The 14,529-nt window shown below is 63.2% G+C and carries 21 protein-coding genes and 2 tRNA genes; 11 read left to right on the top strand and 12 right to left on the bottom strand.

What is annotated here, in order from left to right:
- Positions 1 to 52 precede the first annotated feature (52 nt).
- From LOKVESSMR4R_RS20755 to LOKVESSMR4R_RS04825, 3 genes are all read left to right on the top strand, one after another.
- On the top strand, positions 53 to 205 hold the full coding sequence (locus LOKVESSMR4R_RS20755) for a hypothetical protein (RefSeq protein ID WP_335673975.1): 153 nt from the start codon (positions 53 to 55) through the stop codon (positions 203 to 205).
- 9 nt (positions 206 to 214) lie between these two features.
- On the top strand, positions 215 to 469 hold the full coding sequence (locus LOKVESSMR4R_RS20750; protein WP_335673976.1) for a VOC family protein: 255 nt from the start codon (positions 215 to 217) through the stop codon (positions 467 to 469).
- Positions 470 to 745: 276 nt separating this feature from the next.
- Positions 746 to 820: transfer RNA gene (locus LOKVESSMR4R_RS04825), tRNA-Gly, on the top strand.
- A gap of 66 nt (positions 821 to 886) precedes the next feature.
- Here LOKVESSMR4R_RS04825 and LOKVESSMR4R_RS04820 read toward each other — a convergent pair.
- Complete coding sequence (locus LOKVESSMR4R_RS04820) at positions 887 to 1,528, bottom strand: imidazoleglycerol-phosphate dehydratase (RefSeq protein WP_087212625.1); 642 nt, start codon at positions 1,526 to 1,528, stop codon at positions 887 to 889.
- A gap of 148 nt (positions 1,529 to 1,676) precedes the next feature.
- On the opposite strand from LOKVESSMR4R_RS04820, the gene hisB reads away from it, so the two are divergent.
- From hisB to LOKVESSMR4R_RS04805, 3 genes are read left to right on the top strand one after another with little or no spacing between them, the layout of a single operon-like run.
- Positions 1,677 to 2,264: an imidazoleglycerol-phosphate dehydratase HisB gene (gene hisB / locus LOKVESSMR4R_RS04815; protein ID WP_087212622.1), complete on the top strand. Its 588-nt coding sequence runs from the start codon at positions 1,677 to 1,679 to the stop codon at positions 2,262 to 2,264.
- On the top strand, positions 2,261 to 2,899 hold the full coding sequence (gene hisH, locus LOKVESSMR4R_RS04810; protein ID WP_087206547.1) for an imidazole glycerol phosphate synthase subunit HisH: 639 nt from the start codon (positions 2,261 to 2,263) through the stop codon (positions 2,897 to 2,899). Before hisB ends, hisH begins: the two co-directional genes overlap by 4 nt.
- Positions 2,900 to 2,901: 2 nt before the next feature.
- The gene (locus tag LOKVESSMR4R_RS04805; RefSeq protein ID WP_087206546.1) at positions 2,902 to 3,393 is read left to right on the top strand and encodes a lytic transglycosylase domain-containing protein; all 492 of its coding nucleotides are present in this window, start codon (positions 2,902 to 2,904) and stop codon (positions 3,391 to 3,393) included.
- Positions 3,394 to 3,427: 34 nt separating this feature from the next.
- On the opposite strand, the gene LOKVESSMR4R_RS04800 is transcribed toward LOKVESSMR4R_RS04805, so the two are convergent.
- The gene (locus LOKVESSMR4R_RS04800; RefSeq protein WP_087206545.1) at positions 3,428 to 3,817 is read right to left on the bottom strand and encodes a DUF2147 domain-containing protein; all 390 of its coding nucleotides are present in this window, start codon (positions 3,815 to 3,817) and stop codon (positions 3,428 to 3,430) included.
- Positions 3,818 to 3,955: 138 nt separating this feature from the next.
- Between LOKVESSMR4R_RS04800 and hisA the strand changes: the two genes are divergently transcribed.
- The 3 genes from hisA to LOKVESSMR4R_RS04785 are packed head-to-tail and all read left to right on the top strand — an operon-like array spanning position 3,956 to position 5,765.
- Positions 3,956 to 4,690 carry a 1-(5-phosphoribosyl)-5-[(5-phosphoribosylamino)methylideneamino]imidazole-4-carboxamide isomerase gene (hisA, locus tag LOKVESSMR4R_RS04795; protein ID WP_087212619.1) on the top strand — a complete coding sequence of 245 codons (735 nt, stop codon included), beginning with the start codon at positions 3,956 to 3,958 and terminating at the stop codon, positions 4,688 to 4,690.
- 8 nt (positions 4,691 to 4,698) lie between these two features.
- A complete protein-coding gene (gene hisF, locus LOKVESSMR4R_RS04790; protein WP_087206544.1) occupies positions 4,699 to 5,457 on the top strand; it encodes an imidazole glycerol phosphate synthase subunit HisF in 759 nt (252 codons plus the stop codon).
- The gene (locus LOKVESSMR4R_RS04785) at positions 5,454 to 5,765 is read left to right on the top strand and encodes a phosphoribosyl-ATP diphosphatase (protein WP_087206543.1); all 312 of its coding nucleotides are present in this window, start codon (positions 5,454 to 5,456) and stop codon (positions 5,763 to 5,765) included. The genes hisF and LOKVESSMR4R_RS04785 overlap by 4 nt, the downstream gene beginning before the upstream one ends.
- Positions 5,766 to 5,828: 63 nt before the next feature.
- Here the strand turns inward: LOKVESSMR4R_RS04785 and LOKVESSMR4R_RS04780 are convergent, their stop codons facing one another.
- The 3 genes from LOKVESSMR4R_RS04780 to rlmB form a co-directional block, all read right to left on the bottom strand.
- Positions 5,829 to 6,296, bottom strand: a complete 468-nt coding sequence (locus LOKVESSMR4R_RS04780) for a CoA-binding protein (protein ID WP_087206542.1) — start codon at positions 6,294 to 6,296, stop codon at positions 5,829 to 5,831.
- Between the two features lie 191 nt (positions 6,297 to 6,487).
- The gene (locus LOKVESSMR4R_RS04775; RefSeq protein WP_087206541.1) at positions 6,488 to 6,775 is read right to left on the bottom strand and encodes a hypothetical protein; all 288 of its coding nucleotides are present in this window, start codon (positions 6,773 to 6,775) and stop codon (positions 6,488 to 6,490) included.
- A gap of 15 nt (positions 6,776 to 6,790) precedes the next feature.
- Positions 6,791 to 7,567 carry a 23S rRNA (guanosine(2251)-2'-O)-methyltransferase RlmB gene (rlmB, locus tag LOKVESSMR4R_RS04770; RefSeq protein WP_087206540.1) on the bottom strand — a complete coding sequence of 259 codons (777 nt, stop codon included), beginning with the start codon at positions 7,565 to 7,567 and terminating at the stop codon, positions 6,791 to 6,793.
- Between the two features lie 125 nt (positions 7,568 to 7,692).
- Between rlmB and LOKVESSMR4R_RS20095 the strand changes: the two genes are divergently transcribed.
- Positions 7,693 to 7,776: transfer RNA gene (locus LOKVESSMR4R_RS20095), tRNA-Tyr, on the top strand.
- Between the two features lie 76 nt (positions 7,777 to 7,852).
- Positions 7,853 to 8,836: a hypothetical protein gene (locus tag LOKVESSMR4R_RS04765; RefSeq protein ID WP_087206539.1), complete on the top strand. Its 984-nt coding sequence runs from the start codon at positions 7,853 to 7,855 to the stop codon at positions 8,834 to 8,836.
- 27 nt (positions 8,837 to 8,863) lie between these two features.
- Here the strand turns inward: LOKVESSMR4R_RS04765 and LOKVESSMR4R_RS04760 are convergent, their stop codons facing one another.
- The 7 genes from LOKVESSMR4R_RS04760 to LOKVESSMR4R_RS04735 all read right to left on the bottom strand — a co-directional run bounded on the left by LOKVESSMR4R_RS04760 (position 8,864) and on the right by LOKVESSMR4R_RS04735 (position 14,515).
- Positions 8,864 to 9,322 carry a c-type cytochrome gene (locus LOKVESSMR4R_RS04760; protein ID WP_087206538.1) on the bottom strand — a complete coding sequence of 153 codons (459 nt, stop codon included), beginning with the start codon at positions 9,320 to 9,322 and terminating at the stop codon, positions 8,864 to 8,866.
- Positions 9,319 to 10,917, bottom strand: a complete 1,599-nt coding sequence (locus LOKVESSMR4R_RS04755) for a flavin monoamine oxidase family protein (RefSeq protein ID WP_087206537.1) — start codon at positions 10,915 to 10,917, stop codon at positions 9,319 to 9,321. Before LOKVESSMR4R_RS04755 ends, LOKVESSMR4R_RS04760 begins: the two co-directional genes overlap by 4 nt.
- Positions 10,914 to 12,374: a c-type cytochrome gene (locus LOKVESSMR4R_RS04750; protein ID WP_087206536.1), complete on the bottom strand. Its 1,461-nt coding sequence runs from the start codon at positions 12,372 to 12,374 to the stop codon at positions 10,914 to 10,916. Before LOKVESSMR4R_RS04750 ends, LOKVESSMR4R_RS04755 begins: the two co-directional genes overlap by 4 nt.
- Positions 12,375 to 12,377: 3 nt before the next feature.
- Entirely contained in the window at positions 12,378 to 12,581 is a 204-nt protein-coding gene (locus tag LOKVESSMR4R_RS04745; protein ID WP_157898143.1) for a hypothetical protein, read from the bottom strand.
- A 46-nt stretch (positions 12,582 to 12,627) separates the two neighbouring features.
- Positions 12,628 to 12,792 carry a hypothetical protein gene (locus LOKVESSMR4R_RS20090; protein ID WP_157898142.1) on the bottom strand — a complete coding sequence of 55 codons (165 nt, stop codon included), beginning with the start codon at positions 12,790 to 12,792 and terminating at the stop codon, positions 12,628 to 12,630.
- Positions 12,793 to 12,795: 3 nt separating this feature from the next.
- Positions 12,796 to 14,169: a ferric reductase-like transmembrane domain-containing protein gene (locus LOKVESSMR4R_RS04740; protein ID WP_087206534.1), complete on the bottom strand. Its 1,374-nt coding sequence runs from the start codon at positions 14,167 to 14,169 to the stop codon at positions 12,796 to 12,798.
- 100 nt (positions 14,170 to 14,269) lie between these two features.
- The gene (locus LOKVESSMR4R_RS04735; RefSeq protein ID WP_157898141.1) at positions 14,270 to 14,515 is read right to left on the bottom strand and encodes a hypothetical protein; all 246 of its coding nucleotides are present in this window, start codon (positions 14,513 to 14,515) and stop codon (positions 14,270 to 14,272) included.
- Between the last annotated feature and the right edge of the window lie 14 nt (positions 14,516 to 14,529).

The following is a 14,529-nucleotide window of genomic DNA, read 5'->3' as shown; positions in this document are numbered from 1 at the left end:
ACCCTGCCCCCTCTGACCGCGGCACCATAACAGACGGGGACAGGCCATTCTCATGCCACAGCACCTGTCGCTTGTTGCGCGTCTTGTCCCCGACGATGACAGCGCCATCGCGTTCTTTGCGGGGGCGCTGGGCTTTGATCTGCTGGAAGACACCGATCTTGGCAGCGCCAAGCGTTGGCTGGGGGTCGCCCCGAAAGGCGCATAGACCGCGTTCCTGCTGGCCCGCGCAGTCGATAAAAGGCAGCGCGCCGCCATCGGCAACCAAGGCGGCGGGCGCGTCTGGCTGTTCTTGCAGGCGGATGATTTCGACAAAGATCACGCAAAGATGCAGGCAAGCGGTCTCCGCTTCGTAGGCCCGCCGCGCGACGCACCCTATGGCCATGTTGCCGTCTTCACTGATCCGTTCGGCAATCGGTGGGACCTGATCCATTGCGCGCCCACCAGCGTGACAGGACCAAGGCAAAGGTGAAAAGCCGCCAAAGATGATTGGCCGCAGGGGTAGATATGGCCCAGAATGGCGCGCAACACCCGCCTCTGCCCCCCTCTCCCCGCTTCTTTTTTCCAAAAATACTCCCGCCGGAGGCCCCCCTTTGCCCAATGCACTCCGCCCGGGGTCTGCGCCGTAAGGCGGGGTTCACCCCGCCCCACCCGCCGCTGCGGTGCAGGACAACAAAAACACCAGGCGCTGCAATTTTGGCCTTGCAGACCGGGCCAAGTGTTTGTAATCCACGCCTCACCAACGGATGCGGGCGTAGCTCAGGGGTAGAGCATAACCTTGCCAAGGTTAGGGTCGAGAGTTCGAATCTCTTCGCCCGCTCCAATTGGTTCACTGGCCAGCGCGCCAGTTGCAAAGGCCGCCTTTCAGGGCGGCCTTTTGCGTGATGGATCAGGCAAAAGCCTTGATCGCGCCGTCACGCGGCGGCATCGCGGGTGGGTTCAGCACCGGATGCGGGCGGATATCGGCATAATCGCCCCAGCTGCGCCGCGCCTCTGCGGCGATGTCATGCAAGGCGGGCATGGCAAAGGCCGCGTCGGCCGTATCATCATCATCATCATCCCAAAATGCCGCCGCGTCATCCAGCGCATCCAACGCGTCATCATCCGAATCCGGCGCCATATCCGCCGCATCCGCGGCAAGCTGGCGGTCGATGCGGCGGGCGATTTCATCCGCATTGGCCATGGCCGAGACGAAAATCTGGCCCATCAAATTCGTTTCTGTCCGCGTGCCGATCAGCGCGTAAAGACTGGGGATCAAGCCATAAAGATCATCCGTCATCTGCCGGCCTTCATCGGTCATGATGATGGTGCTGACATAGGGGTTGCGCCTTTCGGCGGACAGGGCCAGCGTATGGGTCAGCTGCGTGCCGACCCGTTCATCCATCACGATCAGGTCGATCACATCGGCGCGGATCATTGCCTGCGCGATATCGCGGTTGGTCACACAAAGGGTCTGGAACCCTTTGCTGACCAGAATATGGGCCGTTTGCACCGCATCAGCGGCGTCGTCGCGCAAGATCATTGCTTTCATCGGATTCTCCTGACAAGGCTTCATCACCAGCTGAATGACAGCAAATGCTTAAAACTTGCTGAAAAGCACCACCAACAGCCCTGCGGCCTTGGCGGTCGGGGCGGATGCCCTTATAGACATCGCCAGCAGGGCCAAGGGACAGCAGAACATGCGCACAGCCACAATCACCCGCAAGACTGCGGAAACCGATATCACGGTGACCATCAATCTGGATGGCAGCGGGATCTATGACAATGTCACCGGCGTCGGTTTCTTCGATCACATGCTGGACCAGCTGGCGCGCCATGCGCTGATCGACATGACCATCCGCGCCACCGGCGATCTGCATATCGACGATCACCACACGGTCGAGGATGTGGGCATAGCCCTTGGCCAGGCGTTGACGCAGGCTTTGGGCGACAAGCGCGGCATCCGGCGCTATGGGTCCTGCCATCTGGCGATGGATGATGCGCAGCTGCGCGCAGCACTCGATCTGTCGGGACGGCCTTACCTGATCTGCAACCTTGATCTGCCCTTCGGCAAGATCGGCAGTTTCGACACCGAATTGGTGCGCGAATTCTTTCAGGCTTTGTCCACCCATGGCGGGATCACGCTGCATATCGACCGGCTGCACGGGTTCAACGCCCATCACATCACCGAAGCCGCCTTCAAGGCCGTGGCGCGCGCATTGCGTGACGCGGTGGAAACCGACCCGCGCAAAAGCGATGCGATCCCCTCTACCAAGGGCAGCTTATGACCACGGCTCTGGTCGATTACGACAGCGGCAACCTGCATTCGGCGCAAAAAGCATTCGAGCGGATGGCCGCAGAGGTCGGCGCAGGCCCGATCATCGTCACCGGCGATCCTGATGTCGTGGCGCGCGCCGACCGGATCGTGCTGCCCGGCGACGGCGCCTTTCCGCATTGCCGCAGCCAGCTTTATGCCCATTCCGGTCTGGCCGAGGCGATCACCGAGTCTGTCACCCGCCGCGCCGTGCCGTTCTTTGGCATTTGTGTGGGCATGCAGATGCTGGCAACCACCGGCCACGAACATGCCGATACCCCCGGTTTTGGCTGGATCGCGGGCGATATCCGCCGGATCACCCCCGCCGATCCCGCGCTGAAAGTGCCGCATATGGGCTGGAACGATCTGGTGATCGACAATCCCCATCCGGTGCTGGACGGTATCGCCACGGGCGAGCATGCCTATTTCGTCCATTCCTATGCGATGCAGGTCAGCAACCCCGCCGAACGGCTGGCCCATGTCGATTATGGCGGCGATGTGACCGCCATCATCGGGCGCGACAATATCATCGGCACGCAGTTCCACCCCGAGAAAAGCCAGCATGCGGGCCTGCGCATGATCGCCAATTTCCTGCGCTGGAGACCCTGAAGATGACAAACCAAACCCTGTGCCGGCGCGCGCTTTTGCTGGGTGCAGGGGCAGCACTTGCCGCTTGCGCGCGCGGTGGCGATGCAGGTGTCAGCCGCGCTGATACCAGCGCTATCCCGCTACATCCCAATGAAACCCCCGAATTGCGCGCGCTGATCAATCAATATGCCGATATCCATGATATCCCGGTCACGCTGCTGCACCGGGTGATCATCCGCGAAAGCACGCATAACCCCGCCGCGCGCAACGGGCCTTATTACGGGCTGATGCAGATCCTGCCGCAGACGGCCCGCAGCATGGGGTTCAGCGGCGAGCCGCGCGATCTGCTGGATGCGGAAACCAACCTGCGCTATGCGGGCCGCTATCTGCGCGGCGCATGGCTGCTGTCGGATGGTGACGAGGCCACGGCCGTGCGCTGGTACGCCCGCGGCTATTATTACGAGGCGAAACGGCGCAATATGCTGGTCGAAACCGGCCTGCGCGCGCCCGCCTAAGGCGAAATGACCCCGCATGCCGGGGCCAGCATGCTCACTCGATCCGGACCCAATTCTGGCTGGCGCAGATCAACCCGCCCGCCACGCAGCCGCGCAGCCGCAAGGCATCGCCCGCAACATCCATCTTGCCCACATAGATGCGGTCATTCGACGGACGCCAGACCTGTCCATTATAGGTCCCGTCCCCATTCGGGGCCATATCAATGACAATCTGTCGGCCCAGGTTGGGGGAATCGTATTCGCCCTCGCTGTTAAAGGTGCGCGCAATCGCGCCGCAAACGGCGGTGCCGCAAGGTGCGATGGTGATATAGGCAAAAGCGCCATCATCGACCTCGGTCTGCCAGGTGCCGATGGCGGCATCCTGCGCGCTGGCGCCCCCCGCCAAGGCAAAGGCCGCAGCGGCGGCCAGGATTAGGTGTTTCATATGGATCTCCTCCCTGAAGATGGGGCAGTTTGATCCGGAGCCATTTGCGCAATCAAGTCTGACGTTGGGTCGGGACGGCGCGTTGCATTCCCGCACGCGCCATGCATAACGGGCGCAAAGATGCGAAAGGCCGCCCCGATGATCCTCTACCCCGCGATCGACCTCAAGGATGGACAGGCCGTGCGGCTGGTGCATGGCGATATGGACCAGACCACGGTGTTCAATGATGACCCTGCCGCACAGGCGCGCGCCTTCGTGGATGCGGGCTGCGGCTGGCTGCATCTGGTCGATCTGAACGGCGCTTTTGCTGGCACGCCCGTCAATGCCGCCCCGGTCGAGGCGATCTTGAAAGTCTGTCCCGTCCCTGCGCAGCTGGGCGGCGGCATCCGCGATATGGCCACGATCGAGGCCTGGCTCGACAAAGGCCTCGCGCGGGTGATTCTGGGCACGGTGGCGGTGGAAAACCCGGCATTGGTGCGGCAGGCGGCGCGCGCATTTCCGGGGCAAGTCGCCGTGGGCCTTGATGCGCGGAACGGACGTGTGGCGACACGCGGCTGGGCCGAGGAAACCGATGTCATGGTCACCGATCTGGCGCGCAGCTTTGAAGATGCGGGCATTGCCGCGATCATCTATACCGATATCCTGCGCGATGGCGCCATGAAAGGGCCCAATATCGACGCCACCGCCGCCCTGGCCCGCGCGGTCAGCATTCCGGTCATCGCCTCTGGCGGGGTATCGTCGCTGGCGGATCTGACGGCCTTGCGCGACACCGGCGTGATCGCGGGGGCGATTTCGGGCCGCGCGCTTTATGATGGGGCGCTGGATCTGGCGCAGGCGCTGCGCATGCTTGCCGAACCCGGCCCGCAGGCCTAAACAGGGCCATGCTCAAGGTTCGCATCATCCCCTGCCTCGACGTCGCCGAAGGGCGCACCGTGAAAGGCGTGAATTTCGTCGATCTGGTCGATGCGGGCGATCCGGTGGAACAGGCGATGGCCTATAATGCGGCCGGCGCGGACGAGCTGGTCTTTCTCGACATCAAGGCCACGCATGAAAACCGCGGCACGATGTTCGATCTGGCGACGCGGACGGCGGAACAATGTTTCATGCCGCTGACCATCGGCGGCGGCGTGCGCACGCATCACGATGTGCGCGACCTGCTGCTGGCGGGGGCAGACAAAGTCAGCTTCAATTCCGCCGCCGTGGCCAACCCCGATGTGGTGGCCGAGGCCGCGATGCGCTTTGGCTCGCAATGTATCGTCGTGGCGATTGATGCCAAAACAACCGCCCCCGGCAAATGGGAAATCTTTACCCATGGCGGCAGGCGCGCGACCGGCATCGACGCGGTGGACTTTGCCCGCACGGTCGTCGCAAAAGGCGCGGGCGAGATCCTTTTGACCTCGATGGACCGCGACGGCACCAAGGCGGGGTTCAACCTGCCACTGACCCGCGCCATCGCGGATGCGGTCGATGTGCCGGTGATCGCCTCGGGCGGGGTCGGCAATCTGGATCACCTTGTCGAAGGCGTGACCATCGGCGGGGCTTCGGCGGTGCTGGCCGCCTCGATCTTTCATTTCGGGACCTACACTATCGCGCAGGCCAAGGCGCATATGGCCGCAGCGGGCATCGCGGTGCGACCATGACGCTGGATGATCTTGCCCACCTGATTGCCGCGCGCAAAAACGCCGATCCCACCAGCAGCTGGACCGCGCAATTGCTTGCCAAAGGCCCCGAAAAATGCGCCGAGAAATTCGGCGAAGAGGCCATCGAGGCGATTATCGAAGCCGTCAAAGGCGACCGCGACAAGCTGACATCAGAGGCGGCAGATGTGCTTTACCATCTGCTCGTCATGCTGACCGCCCGCGATGTGACCCTGGCCGAGGTCGTGGCAGAACTCGCCCGCCGCCAAGGCACCTCGGGCATCGACGAAAAAGCCGCACGTCGCCCCTGATCCTTCGACTTCTTTTTTCCAAAAATACTCATCTTGTCCCGGACATCGTCCGGGATCGGGGCGCTAAAGCTTGGACGATATAATCCCCGTCGCAAAGCCACCCATGCGCAATTCACCAAATAGCCGCTGGTATTCGATCTTGGGGCACCGGTCCTGCACCACGGTCACGCCGCGCGCCTCGGCCTTGGCGGCGGCCTCGGCATGGGTCACGCCGATCTGCATCCAGACCGTCTGCAATTTGGGCCAGCGCGCCAGCGCCTCATCAACCAGCGCGGGCACGGCGTCGGGTTTGCGAAAGATATCGACCATATCCACATCATGCGGGATATCGGCCAGGCTGGCATAAACAGTTTCGCCAAACAGGCGCTGCCCCGCCAGACCGGGATTGACCGGGATCACGCGAAAGCCCTTCAGCCCCAGATAGCGCGCCACAAAATAGCTGGGGCGCACCGGATTGGCCGATACGCCGACCACCGCGATGGTGCGGGTGCGTTTCAGGATCGCGCGCAGGCTGTCATCACTCAGTGTCATGCAGCATCTCTAACCCAGTCTGCGCCAAGAAAAAAGCGCCCAAGGAAGCCTTGGGCGCAAGTTATGGAACGAGGGACAGTGAGTTTGGCACGGCAGGTTCCAAAAGCCGCGCCACAGATCGTCAATGGTAAGCGCTTGAGACAACAAAAGGTTCCCTCAGCAAGACGTGATCATGCGTGACTGCTGGATTTTCAGTCAAAGACGTCCTCGATAATGTCCCATAGCTCTGAAAACACCTTGCGGCCAAAGCTTTTGCCCTTGCGCCGCTTTTGCGGGCGGGCGGGTTGCATCCGCTCGGGATGGGGCGGGGTATAGGGGCGCTTTTGCCGCGCGGGCGCGGGGGTGCTGGGCAGCATCTTCATCGCATGCAATGGCGCGCCGCAATTGCTGCAACTCAATTCATGCCGGCTCTGGCCGCGCAGCACCAAGGCTGCGCGTGTCCCGCAATAACAGCAGGTCGCGATCTTCGTTCCGGCCATGGCAAGTCCCTTTTATCAGCCCCGTGCTGCATATAGGGCGACAGCGGCCGCATTTGAAACGTTGAGCGAGCCGAAATCCGCACTTGCGTCGATCCGCACCAAGATGTCGCAGGTCTCGCGCGTCTTGTCGCGCAGCCCCGGCCCCTCGGCGCCCATGACCAGCGCGACGGCACGGTCGCGCTTGCCTTCGACGGCGGCTTCGATCGTGGTCTCGGCCTCGCCATCCAGGCCCAGCACCAGATAGCCCATCTGCTGCAATTCCACGATCGCATCGGCCAGATTGCGCACCCGCAGGTAAGGCTGGCGTTCCAGCGCGCCGCTGGCGGTCTTGGCCAAAGCGCCGGTTTCAGGCGCTGCATGGCGCTGCATTGCAACAACGGCCCGCGCGCCGAACACTTCCGCCGACCGCAGGATCGCGCCAACGTTATGCGGGTCGGTCACCCGGTCCAGCAGCACGATACGCGGCGGCATCGGACCGTCACGCAAAGCGACATCCTGCAAACTGCCCCAATCAAGCGGTTTGACCTCGAGCGCGGCCCCCTGATGCACCGATTGCGGGTCAAGCGGTGCTGCAAATTTGCGCGGATCGCTGATTTCAGGCGCGATCCCGCCCGTCGTCACCGCCTCGCCCAGACGTTCCAGCGCATTGCGCGTCACGACCAGGCGGAGTTTCTCGCGCTTGGGATTTTCCAGCGCGTCGCGCACCGCATGCAGGCCGAACAGCCAGACGGTTTCATTGGCCGCCACACGCTTGGCCTGTTCCTTGGCAATCACCCATGTCGGCTTTTTCATTTTGGCACCCGTCCTTGCTTTTGCTAGCCGATACGCGACATTGCCCGCGCTGTGAAGAGGCAGGCCGAAAGCCGCGACTTTTGCTGTTGACGCCAATCGGGGCCGCAGGTAATCACCGCCGCAGTGGGCGACAGGCCGCAAGGTGTGGCAGGGGACTGTAACTCCCTCGCGGAGACGCACGCCAGGTTCGATTCCTGGGTCGCCCACCACTTTACCCTTTTTCCCTATTGTTGCGACAGCGCCTTTTCTCTTAGGAAAAGCGGGTAAAGAGTGTCAGGATTCCCCATGCCGCAGCCGTTCAATATCATGATCGTGGGTCAGGGCGGGCGGCTGCAATACGAAGCGCTGGTCTTTGTGGCCAGCCTGCGCGCCCATGCGCCGGGGTTTGCCCGGCGGATGATCGTGGCGGAACCGCAGCCGGGGCCTTTGTGGCAGGATGATCCGCGCATGACCCCCGATATCAAGGCCGCGCTGACAGATCTGGGGGCCGAGGTGATCCCCTTCCCCGCGCGCCATTTCGGGCAAAGCTATCCGCATGGCAACAAGATCGAAGGGTTGCAGGTCCTGCCTGCGGGCGACCCATTCGTGTTTTTCGACAGCGATACGCTGATCACCGGCGATATCAGCGCCCTGCCCTTTGATTTCACGCGCCCTGCCGCCTCGATGAACCGCACAGGCACCTGGCCGGTCGAGGAATTGTATTGGCCCGGCTATACCGCGATCTGGAAATCGCTTTATGACAAATTCGGGCTGGATTTCGCGTCATCGCTGGATCTGTCGCAGCCCGATGAATTCTGGAAACGCTATCTCTACTTTAACGCGGGCTGGTTCTTCGGGGCTGATCCGGCTGCTTTTGGCGAGCGGTTCACCGATTACGCGGTGGCGATCCGCGCTGCGCCGCCGCCCGAACTGGTGATCCAGCCGCTTGATCCCTGGCTTGATCAGGTGGCTTTGCCGCTGGTGATCCACAGCTTTGGCGGCGGCAGGCCGGATGCGGCGCTGGCGGGGCTGGATGGTGATCTGAGCTGCCATTACCGGCTGTTGCCGCTGCTTTATGCGCGCGGCTCTGATGCGCAGATCGCGGCACTGGAACAGGTCTGCGCGCCCAACAAGATCAAGAAACACCTGCGCCAGCATATGCCGTTCAAGCGGATGGTCTATCAGGGGCAAGGCCAGAAAGTGCGCGCCCTGTTCGACAGGGCCAACCTGCCACCGCATGAACGCGCGATCCGCAACCGGATCAGGGCGGCGGGATATTCGATGCGCTAGGCTGGTCGCTGCCCGCCGCACGTCCCCCTAATGGCCGGTGCTGTCGCCCCCGTCAGGCGGGCGCAAGGCGGAAACCTGATCGGGCGTGATCGGGTCCTGATAGGCGTTGCCCAACGCCATGCGCACATAATCGGTCAGCGCCGCGACCTGCGCATCATCCAGTTCAGCCGCGAAATCGGGCATGCCGTGATAGCCGTTCAGGATCACCCCCGCCACGAAATGCTTGGAATTCATCTTGGGATTGCCCGCCAGCGGCGGATAGGCCCCCGCGCCTGCCGCCCCTTCCCCATCGGGCATGTGGCAGGCCTGGCAGATCGTGCGATAAAGCGCCGCCCCGTCGGTCTGGGTGAACGGCCCCGGCTGGTCGGAAAACCGCGCCAGCAGGTCCGCGACCGGATCGCCGGGCTGGTCTTGGGCGCGCGCATCCTTGGCCGTGCCCAAGGCGGCCATCATCGCAAACAAGGCACAAAGCTGGCGCGCGCTCATGCTGCATTCTCCCTCTGATCCAGCCGCTTGATCGCATCCAGTGAGGACAGCAGCGCCCCTTCGAGCCAGGCGGGAATTTCGGAACAATGTTCCCCCGCCAGCACCAGACGGTTGTCGATTTCACAAAGCGCGCGGTAATGCTGATCGCGCAGATCCTCGGTCCATTGGCCATAACATCCCAGCGACCAGTCGACCCGGTGCCAGACCCATGATGTGCCGGACATGAATTCGGCATCATATTGCGGATGGATCTGCCGGCCCAGGGCAAAGGCTGCCTCGATCCGTTCCTGCGGGGTCATGCTGGACCAGGAATAGGTGAAATTGCGCCCCGCGGTCGAGGTATCATAGGCCGCCTGCAAGACCGCAGGCCCATCGGTCATAAAGCCGTAATTGGGATAGGCAATCTGCACCAGCGGCAGGTCGGTATAGCTGATCCCGCCCATGATCCAATCATCCTGTTCCCAGAACCGGCGCCGGAATTCCAGCGCGACCTTGAAGGCCGAGGCATAGGGCACGGCGGCAATGGCCTTTTGCATCCGGTCACTGCATTGCACCTCGATCTGGGCCAGAACCGACAGCGGGATCGTGCAGATGCACCAATCGGCGGTTTCTTGCTGGATGGACCCGCCACGATTGGCATCCTCATAGGTGACGGTGACGCCGTCATCCTCCTGCGCGATGCGGGTGACACGCGCGCCCAGCTGGATCACCTCTTCGACCTCGCGCGCGAAGGCATCGGCGATTGCGTCCATGCCGCCCACAGGTTCGAACATCGGCGGCTCGAATGAATAGCCGTTGAAATTGAACAGCTGATCCCAAAGCCCCGATTGCAGCAGCGGCGATAGATCGACCGGTTCTGACGGGCGCTTGTCGGGCATCAAGCCCCCCGGCGGGCGCACATCCCAGCCGCGCACGCCGCCCAGATCATCGCTGGCCCGATAGCGCAGATCCTTGTTCAGCACACCCCATGCCTGCAAGCCTTCCAGCAGCTTTTCGCGGTCCTCATGGGTGACCATATCGTCCAGATGGCGCTGATCCAGCGATTTGGCCAGCAATTCCGCGATATGCCCGCGCATATCCTTTTCGACATGGCCCACCCGCTGCGGCTGGCCCCCGAAAGCATCGGGCGCATGCAGGAATGCCTTGTTGTTCTTGATGATGAAAGGCTGCAACGGCACGCCCAGCCGCCTGCAATATTCCATGACCGCGCGATGATGCACCGGCAGCCGCCACGGGCCGGGGTTGAAATAGCCGTCGCTTTCGAAATCGCAGGTGATTTCATGCCCGCCCATTTCGGTAAAGCGGTCACCGCCACGGATGGTCAGGCAGCGGCCGCCGTGGCGGTCCTGATATTCGAGGATCTTCACCTCATAGCCGGCCTGGCGCAGCTCATAGGCCGCGCTCATGCCCGCGACACCAGCGCCCAGGATCAGGACACGCCGCCCTTGCCGTGGCCCTTGCAGGCGGATGGGCTGGGTATAGCCCGAATCCTGCGCGAACCCCAGGCTGGTCATCGCCTGATACATCGCCGCACTGCCTGCGACCTGACCGATCATGGTCAGCAATTGGCGGCGGGTCGGGGTGAATGATGTCATGGTTTTGTCCTTTCTGCCGCGCGCAAGTGGCGGCGACGGCGGCGCAGCAGCCACCAACCCGCCAGCAGCACAAGGATCAGCAGCAGCGCAACGCCGACCCAGGCCCCGATTTGCAGCATCCGCAAGGCGGGCGACATCGGCGGCGCAAAAGCCGCGATCCGCGTCACATCGGCCGCGGTCACATCGCTGTCAGCGTGATCGCCAAAGGTCGTGCGCGTGTAATTGGCCAGCATCGCGATCTGCGCAGCCGATAGCTCATTGGCAAAACCCGGCATCGCGGGCGCGCCGTGCAATTTGCCCGCAGGCACGCCGTGCAGCAGCACCTGCAACAGGTTCATCGGATCGGTTCGGCGCAATGCCGCATTCTGCTGAAGCGGCGGGTAATAGGCCTGCGCCTGCCCTTGCCCGCTGACCCCGTGACAGGCGGCGCAATTGGCAAGATAGAGCTGTTCAGGCGGCGTCAGATCGGCGCGGCCCAGCGCCGCCTCCATTTCTGCGCGGATCTGGCCATAGCGATAGACCGGATCGCGCCGCGCAGGCTCTGGCAGCAGAACCGGCATCTGCTGATTGCCGCGCGGGATCGGCGCAAGTGCCTTGAGATAAGCCGCCATCGCGGCAAGGTCGTCCTGATGCAAGTGGCGCGTTGCATGTTGCACGACATCCGCCATCGGCCCTGCGGCCTGCACCCTGTCGGCGGCCTGTCCGCGCCCCAGATAATCAATCAGATCCTGCGCGGACCATTCACCCAGCCCGGTCACAGGATCGCCGGTCAGATTGGGCGCATGCCAGCCGTCCATGGTTGCGCCCGCAAGATAAAGATCGTCGCGCATCCCGAACAGATCATCGCGCGGGGTATGACATTCCCCGCAATGCCCCAGATGGTTCACCAGATAGGCCCCCCGTGCCAGGATGGGATCATCGCTTTGCGGCAGATTGCGCGTATCCAGCTGCAGCCAGTTCCAGGCCAGCACCCCGGTGCGGATATTGAACGGGAACGGCAGATCGGTCTGGGCCTCTGTCGGGCGCTCGACCGGGTCCTGGGCCTGCAACCAGACGTAAAGATCGTCGATATCGGCATCACGCATGCCCCGATAGGACGCATATGGCATCGCCGGATAAAGCCGCCTGTCGGGGGCCACACCCTTGCGCAGCACATCGGCCAGATCATCGCGGCTGTAATCGCCCGTGCCATAGCGGATAGAGGGGCTGATATTGCTGGCGACGATGGTGCCCATCGGGGTTTCGACCGCATAGCCGCCGGACAGATCCTCTGCGTGGCAGGACATGCAGCCCGCAGCCCGCGCGACATAGGCACCGCGCGCGATCTGCGCCATCGCGGCATCCTTGGGCGCATCGGGCTGTGCGACCGCAGGCAGTGCTGCGATGGCGACAAAACCAGCCGCAGCCAAAGCCAAAGCCTTGCCCGAGGGCAGCTGAAAGGCACGCCGTTCCGTCATGCCCTAGACCGCGCGCAGGGGCGGTGTCGGATCACCGGGGTGCGGCGGCGGTGGCCGCGTATCAGGCGGCACGTCACCGGGGTCCGGGTCGGGCATCGGGTCAGGAAAGTGATCGGGATCGGGATCGGGATCTGGCCGTTCCTGCGGCGGTGGCAGGTCGTTGGGCGGCAGATCGCTTGGCGCGGGGCGGGAAAACATAACAGGCATAGCAGCTCCTTTGCGAGGATCATCCCCCTTGCGGCGGGTTACGGGGTCAACACCAAGGCCCCGGCCATGTTCCGGCCATGCCCCGAAAAAATCCCAGCGAGGCCGCATGCGGCGGGGTGGCCGCATTGACATAGGCCGCAAAACCAAGCGCCAGAAGCAGCGCCAGCATGATCAAGGCCAAGGCCAGCAGGCGGGCATAGGTCTGTCGCATCCGTCACACCATTTCGAAAATTTCAAAACTGATCCGCCGCGCGCTGACGCCACTTTGGCGCAAGGCGGCGGTGGTGGCATCAAGCATCGGTGCCGGACCACAAAGCATATGCGGCCAATGCCGCGTTTGTTCCGGCAGATGGCGCGCCAGCAGATCGCCGTCGATATAGCCGCTTTCGCCGCGCCAATCGGCAGGCGGGGTTTCAAGAACATGCACGACGGTCAGGTTCATCCTTGCGGCCAGCGCATCCAGCTCTTCGCGAAAAGGCGCCGCCTCCAGCGTCGGATTGGCATAGATCAGGATCACCGGGCGCGGGTCGTTGCGGGCCTGCAACGCCGTCAGATTGGCGATCACCGGCGTGATCCCGACACCGCCTGCGATCATCACGAAACCGGCGGCATCGGCCTCGCGATCAACCGAGAAGGTGCCGAAAGGGCCGTCGACATAGGCGCGGCTGCCCGGTTTGACCTTGGTCAGCCGTTCGGAATCGTCGCCCAATGGCTTGATCGCAAAGGCGATCTCGGGGCCAAGCTCGGGGGCGGTGGCAATGGTGAACGGATGCTCTTTCATCGCCCAGGGCGTATCGCCGATCGACAGCCAAGCGAATTGCCCGGCTTTCCAAGCGCGCAGCGGGCGGCCTTCGGGGCGCAGGGTCAGCCGATGCACCCCGCCGCGTTCCGCGCTATTGCGTGTCACCCGCCAGGCATTGCGCCACAGGATCGCCGGACGCAGCAGCCGCGCCCACAGGATGAACCCCGCCCAGACCAGCGTCACCCCCAGCCACAGGGCGCGGGTTTGATCGGCCCCGGTATATTTGCCAACCCCCAGCACATGCGCCACGGCAGCGGCAAAGCCCGCAACCGCCAGCGCGACATGCATCACGCGCCACCAATGATAATCCAGCCGCAGCCATTTGCGCAGCTCGGAGGTCACGATCAGCAGCACGAAACAGGCCAGCGCGAACCGCCCGATTGTCAGTTCCCAACGCGCGCTCAGCGGGTTCAGATCGCCCAAGGCGGGTTGATACCAGATATAAAGCACCGCGAAATGCAGCAGCATCAGGCCCAAAACACCCCAGCTAAGAAAGCGATGAAAGACATAGATGATATCGGCCCCGAACGGGGCAGTCAGCAGTTTGATCCGGCCGGTCAGCGCGAATTGCACCGCCGCCAGCGCCAGCGCGGCAAAGCCGCAGCCCATCGCGAAATCCCACAGCAGCGCAACCGGGGCGGGCAGGTCGCGGCTGGTGATGATCACGGCGAAAGGCAGCGCAATCACCGCCAGCCCTGCCAGCAGCCAGATCGCCGCGCGCAAAAAGACCACCACGGGCCGGTCGGCCAAGCGGATGCAATCCTGCGCAGTTTCTGATCCGGTCATGATGGCTTATCCGTCCTGACGGCGCAGCTTTGCGGGCCGCGATAGGGGTGATCCCGCCGCATCTGGCCAAGGCGGGGGCAAGACGCGTCACTTGTCCACGTCACTTTTCCACATCGGGCCGCGCAGACCCGCCGGGATGAAAGGCCGCAGGGTCATGCGCTGATCCCGCATGATCGCCCTGCGCGTTTTGCTTTGCGACATCGTCGGTCCCGTTTTCGCTGTCCTGGGATTCTTCGGGGTCTTCGTTCATTTCTTTCAGCGGCTGATCCTCGCGCTGATGCGCGGGCGTGCCGGGAAGGCCGCGCTCTTTTTGCGGCTGGTCGTCGTTGCCATGGGAATGGGTCATATCGCGCTCCTTTG

It is taken from the genome of Yoonia vestfoldensis, from assembly GCF_002158905.1.
Taxonomy (GTDB): Bacteria; Pseudomonadota; Alphaproteobacteria; order Rhodobacterales; family Rhodobacteraceae; genus Yoonia; species Yoonia vestfoldensis_B.
Note: the sequence above shows the minus strand (reverse complement) of the source record. Positions and strands in the feature narration are given on the sequence as shown.

Excerpts from the sequence above, each read along its gene's own strand:
- LOKVESSMR4R_RS20755 (WP_335673975.1), top strand. The coding sequence starts at position 53 with ATGCCACAGCACCTGTCGCTTGTTGCGCGTCTTGTCCCCGACGATGAC.
- LOKVESSMR4R_RS04820 (WP_087212625.1), bottom strand. The coding sequence starts at position 1,528 with ATGAAAGCAATGATCTTGCGCGACGACGCCGCTGATGCGGTGCAAACG.
- hisB (WP_087212622.1), top strand. The coding sequence starts at position 1,677 with ATGCGCACAGCCACAATCACCCGCAAGACTGCGGAAACCGATATCACG.
- hisH (WP_087206547.1), top strand. The coding sequence starts at position 2,261 with ATGACCACGGCTCTGGTCGATTACGACAGCGGCAACCTGCATTCGGCG.
- LOKVESSMR4R_RS04805 (WP_087206546.1), top strand. The coding sequence starts at position 2,902 with ATGACAAACCAAACCCTGTGCCGGCGCGCGCTTTTGCTGGGTGCAGGG.
- LOKVESSMR4R_RS04800 (WP_087206545.1), bottom strand. The coding sequence starts at position 3,817 with ATGAAACACCTAATCCTGGCCGCCGCTGCGGCCTTTGCCTTGGCGGGG.
- hisA (WP_087212619.1), top strand. The coding sequence starts at position 3,956 with ATGATCCTCTACCCCGCGATCGACCTCAAGGATGGACAGGCCGTGCGG.
- hisF (WP_087206544.1), top strand. The coding sequence starts at position 4,699 with ATGCTCAAGGTTCGCATCATCCCCTGCCTCGACGTCGCCGAAGGGCGC.
- LOKVESSMR4R_RS04785 (WP_087206543.1), top strand. The coding sequence starts at position 5,454 with ATGACGCTGGATGATCTTGCCCACCTGATTGCCGCGCGCAAAAACGCC.
- LOKVESSMR4R_RS04780 (WP_087206542.1), bottom strand. The coding sequence starts at position 6,296 with ATGACACTGAGTGATGACAGCCTGCGCGCGATCCTGAAACGCACCCGC.
- LOKVESSMR4R_RS04775 (WP_087206541.1), bottom strand. The coding sequence starts at position 6,775 with ATGGCCGGAACGAAGATCGCGACCTGCTGTTATTGCGGGACACGCGCA.
- rlmB (WP_087206540.1), bottom strand. The coding sequence starts at position 7,567 with ATGAAAAAGCCGACATGGGTGATTGCCAAGGAACAGGCCAAGCGTGTG.
- LOKVESSMR4R_RS04765 (WP_087206539.1), top strand. The coding sequence starts at position 7,853 with ATGCCGCAGCCGTTCAATATCATGATCGTGGGTCAGGGCGGGCGGCTG.
- LOKVESSMR4R_RS04760 (WP_087206538.1), bottom strand. The coding sequence starts at position 9,322 with ATGAGCGCGCGCCAGCTTTGTGCCTTGTTTGCGATGATGGCCGCCTTG.
- LOKVESSMR4R_RS04755 (WP_087206537.1), bottom strand. The coding sequence starts at position 10,917 with ATGACATCATTCACCCCGACCCGCCGCCAATTGCTGACCATGATCGGT.
- LOKVESSMR4R_RS04750 (WP_087206536.1), bottom strand. The coding sequence starts at position 12,374 with ATGACGGAACGGCGTGCCTTTCAGCTGCCCTCGGGCAAGGCTTTGGCT.
- LOKVESSMR4R_RS04745 (WP_157898143.1), bottom strand. The coding sequence starts at position 12,581 with ATGCCTGTTATGTTTTCCCGCCCCGCGCCAAGCGATCTGCCGCCCAAC.
- LOKVESSMR4R_RS20090 (WP_157898142.1), bottom strand. The coding sequence starts at position 12,792 with ATGCGACAGACCTATGCCCGCCTGCTGGCCTTGGCCTTGATCATGCTG.
- LOKVESSMR4R_RS04740 (WP_087206534.1), bottom strand. The coding sequence starts at position 14,169 with ATGACCGGATCAGAAACTGCGCAGGATTGCATCCGCTTGGCCGACCGG.
- LOKVESSMR4R_RS04735 (WP_157898141.1), bottom strand. The coding sequence starts at position 14,515 with ATGACCCATTCCCATGGCAACGACGACCAGCCGCAAAAAGAGCGCGGC.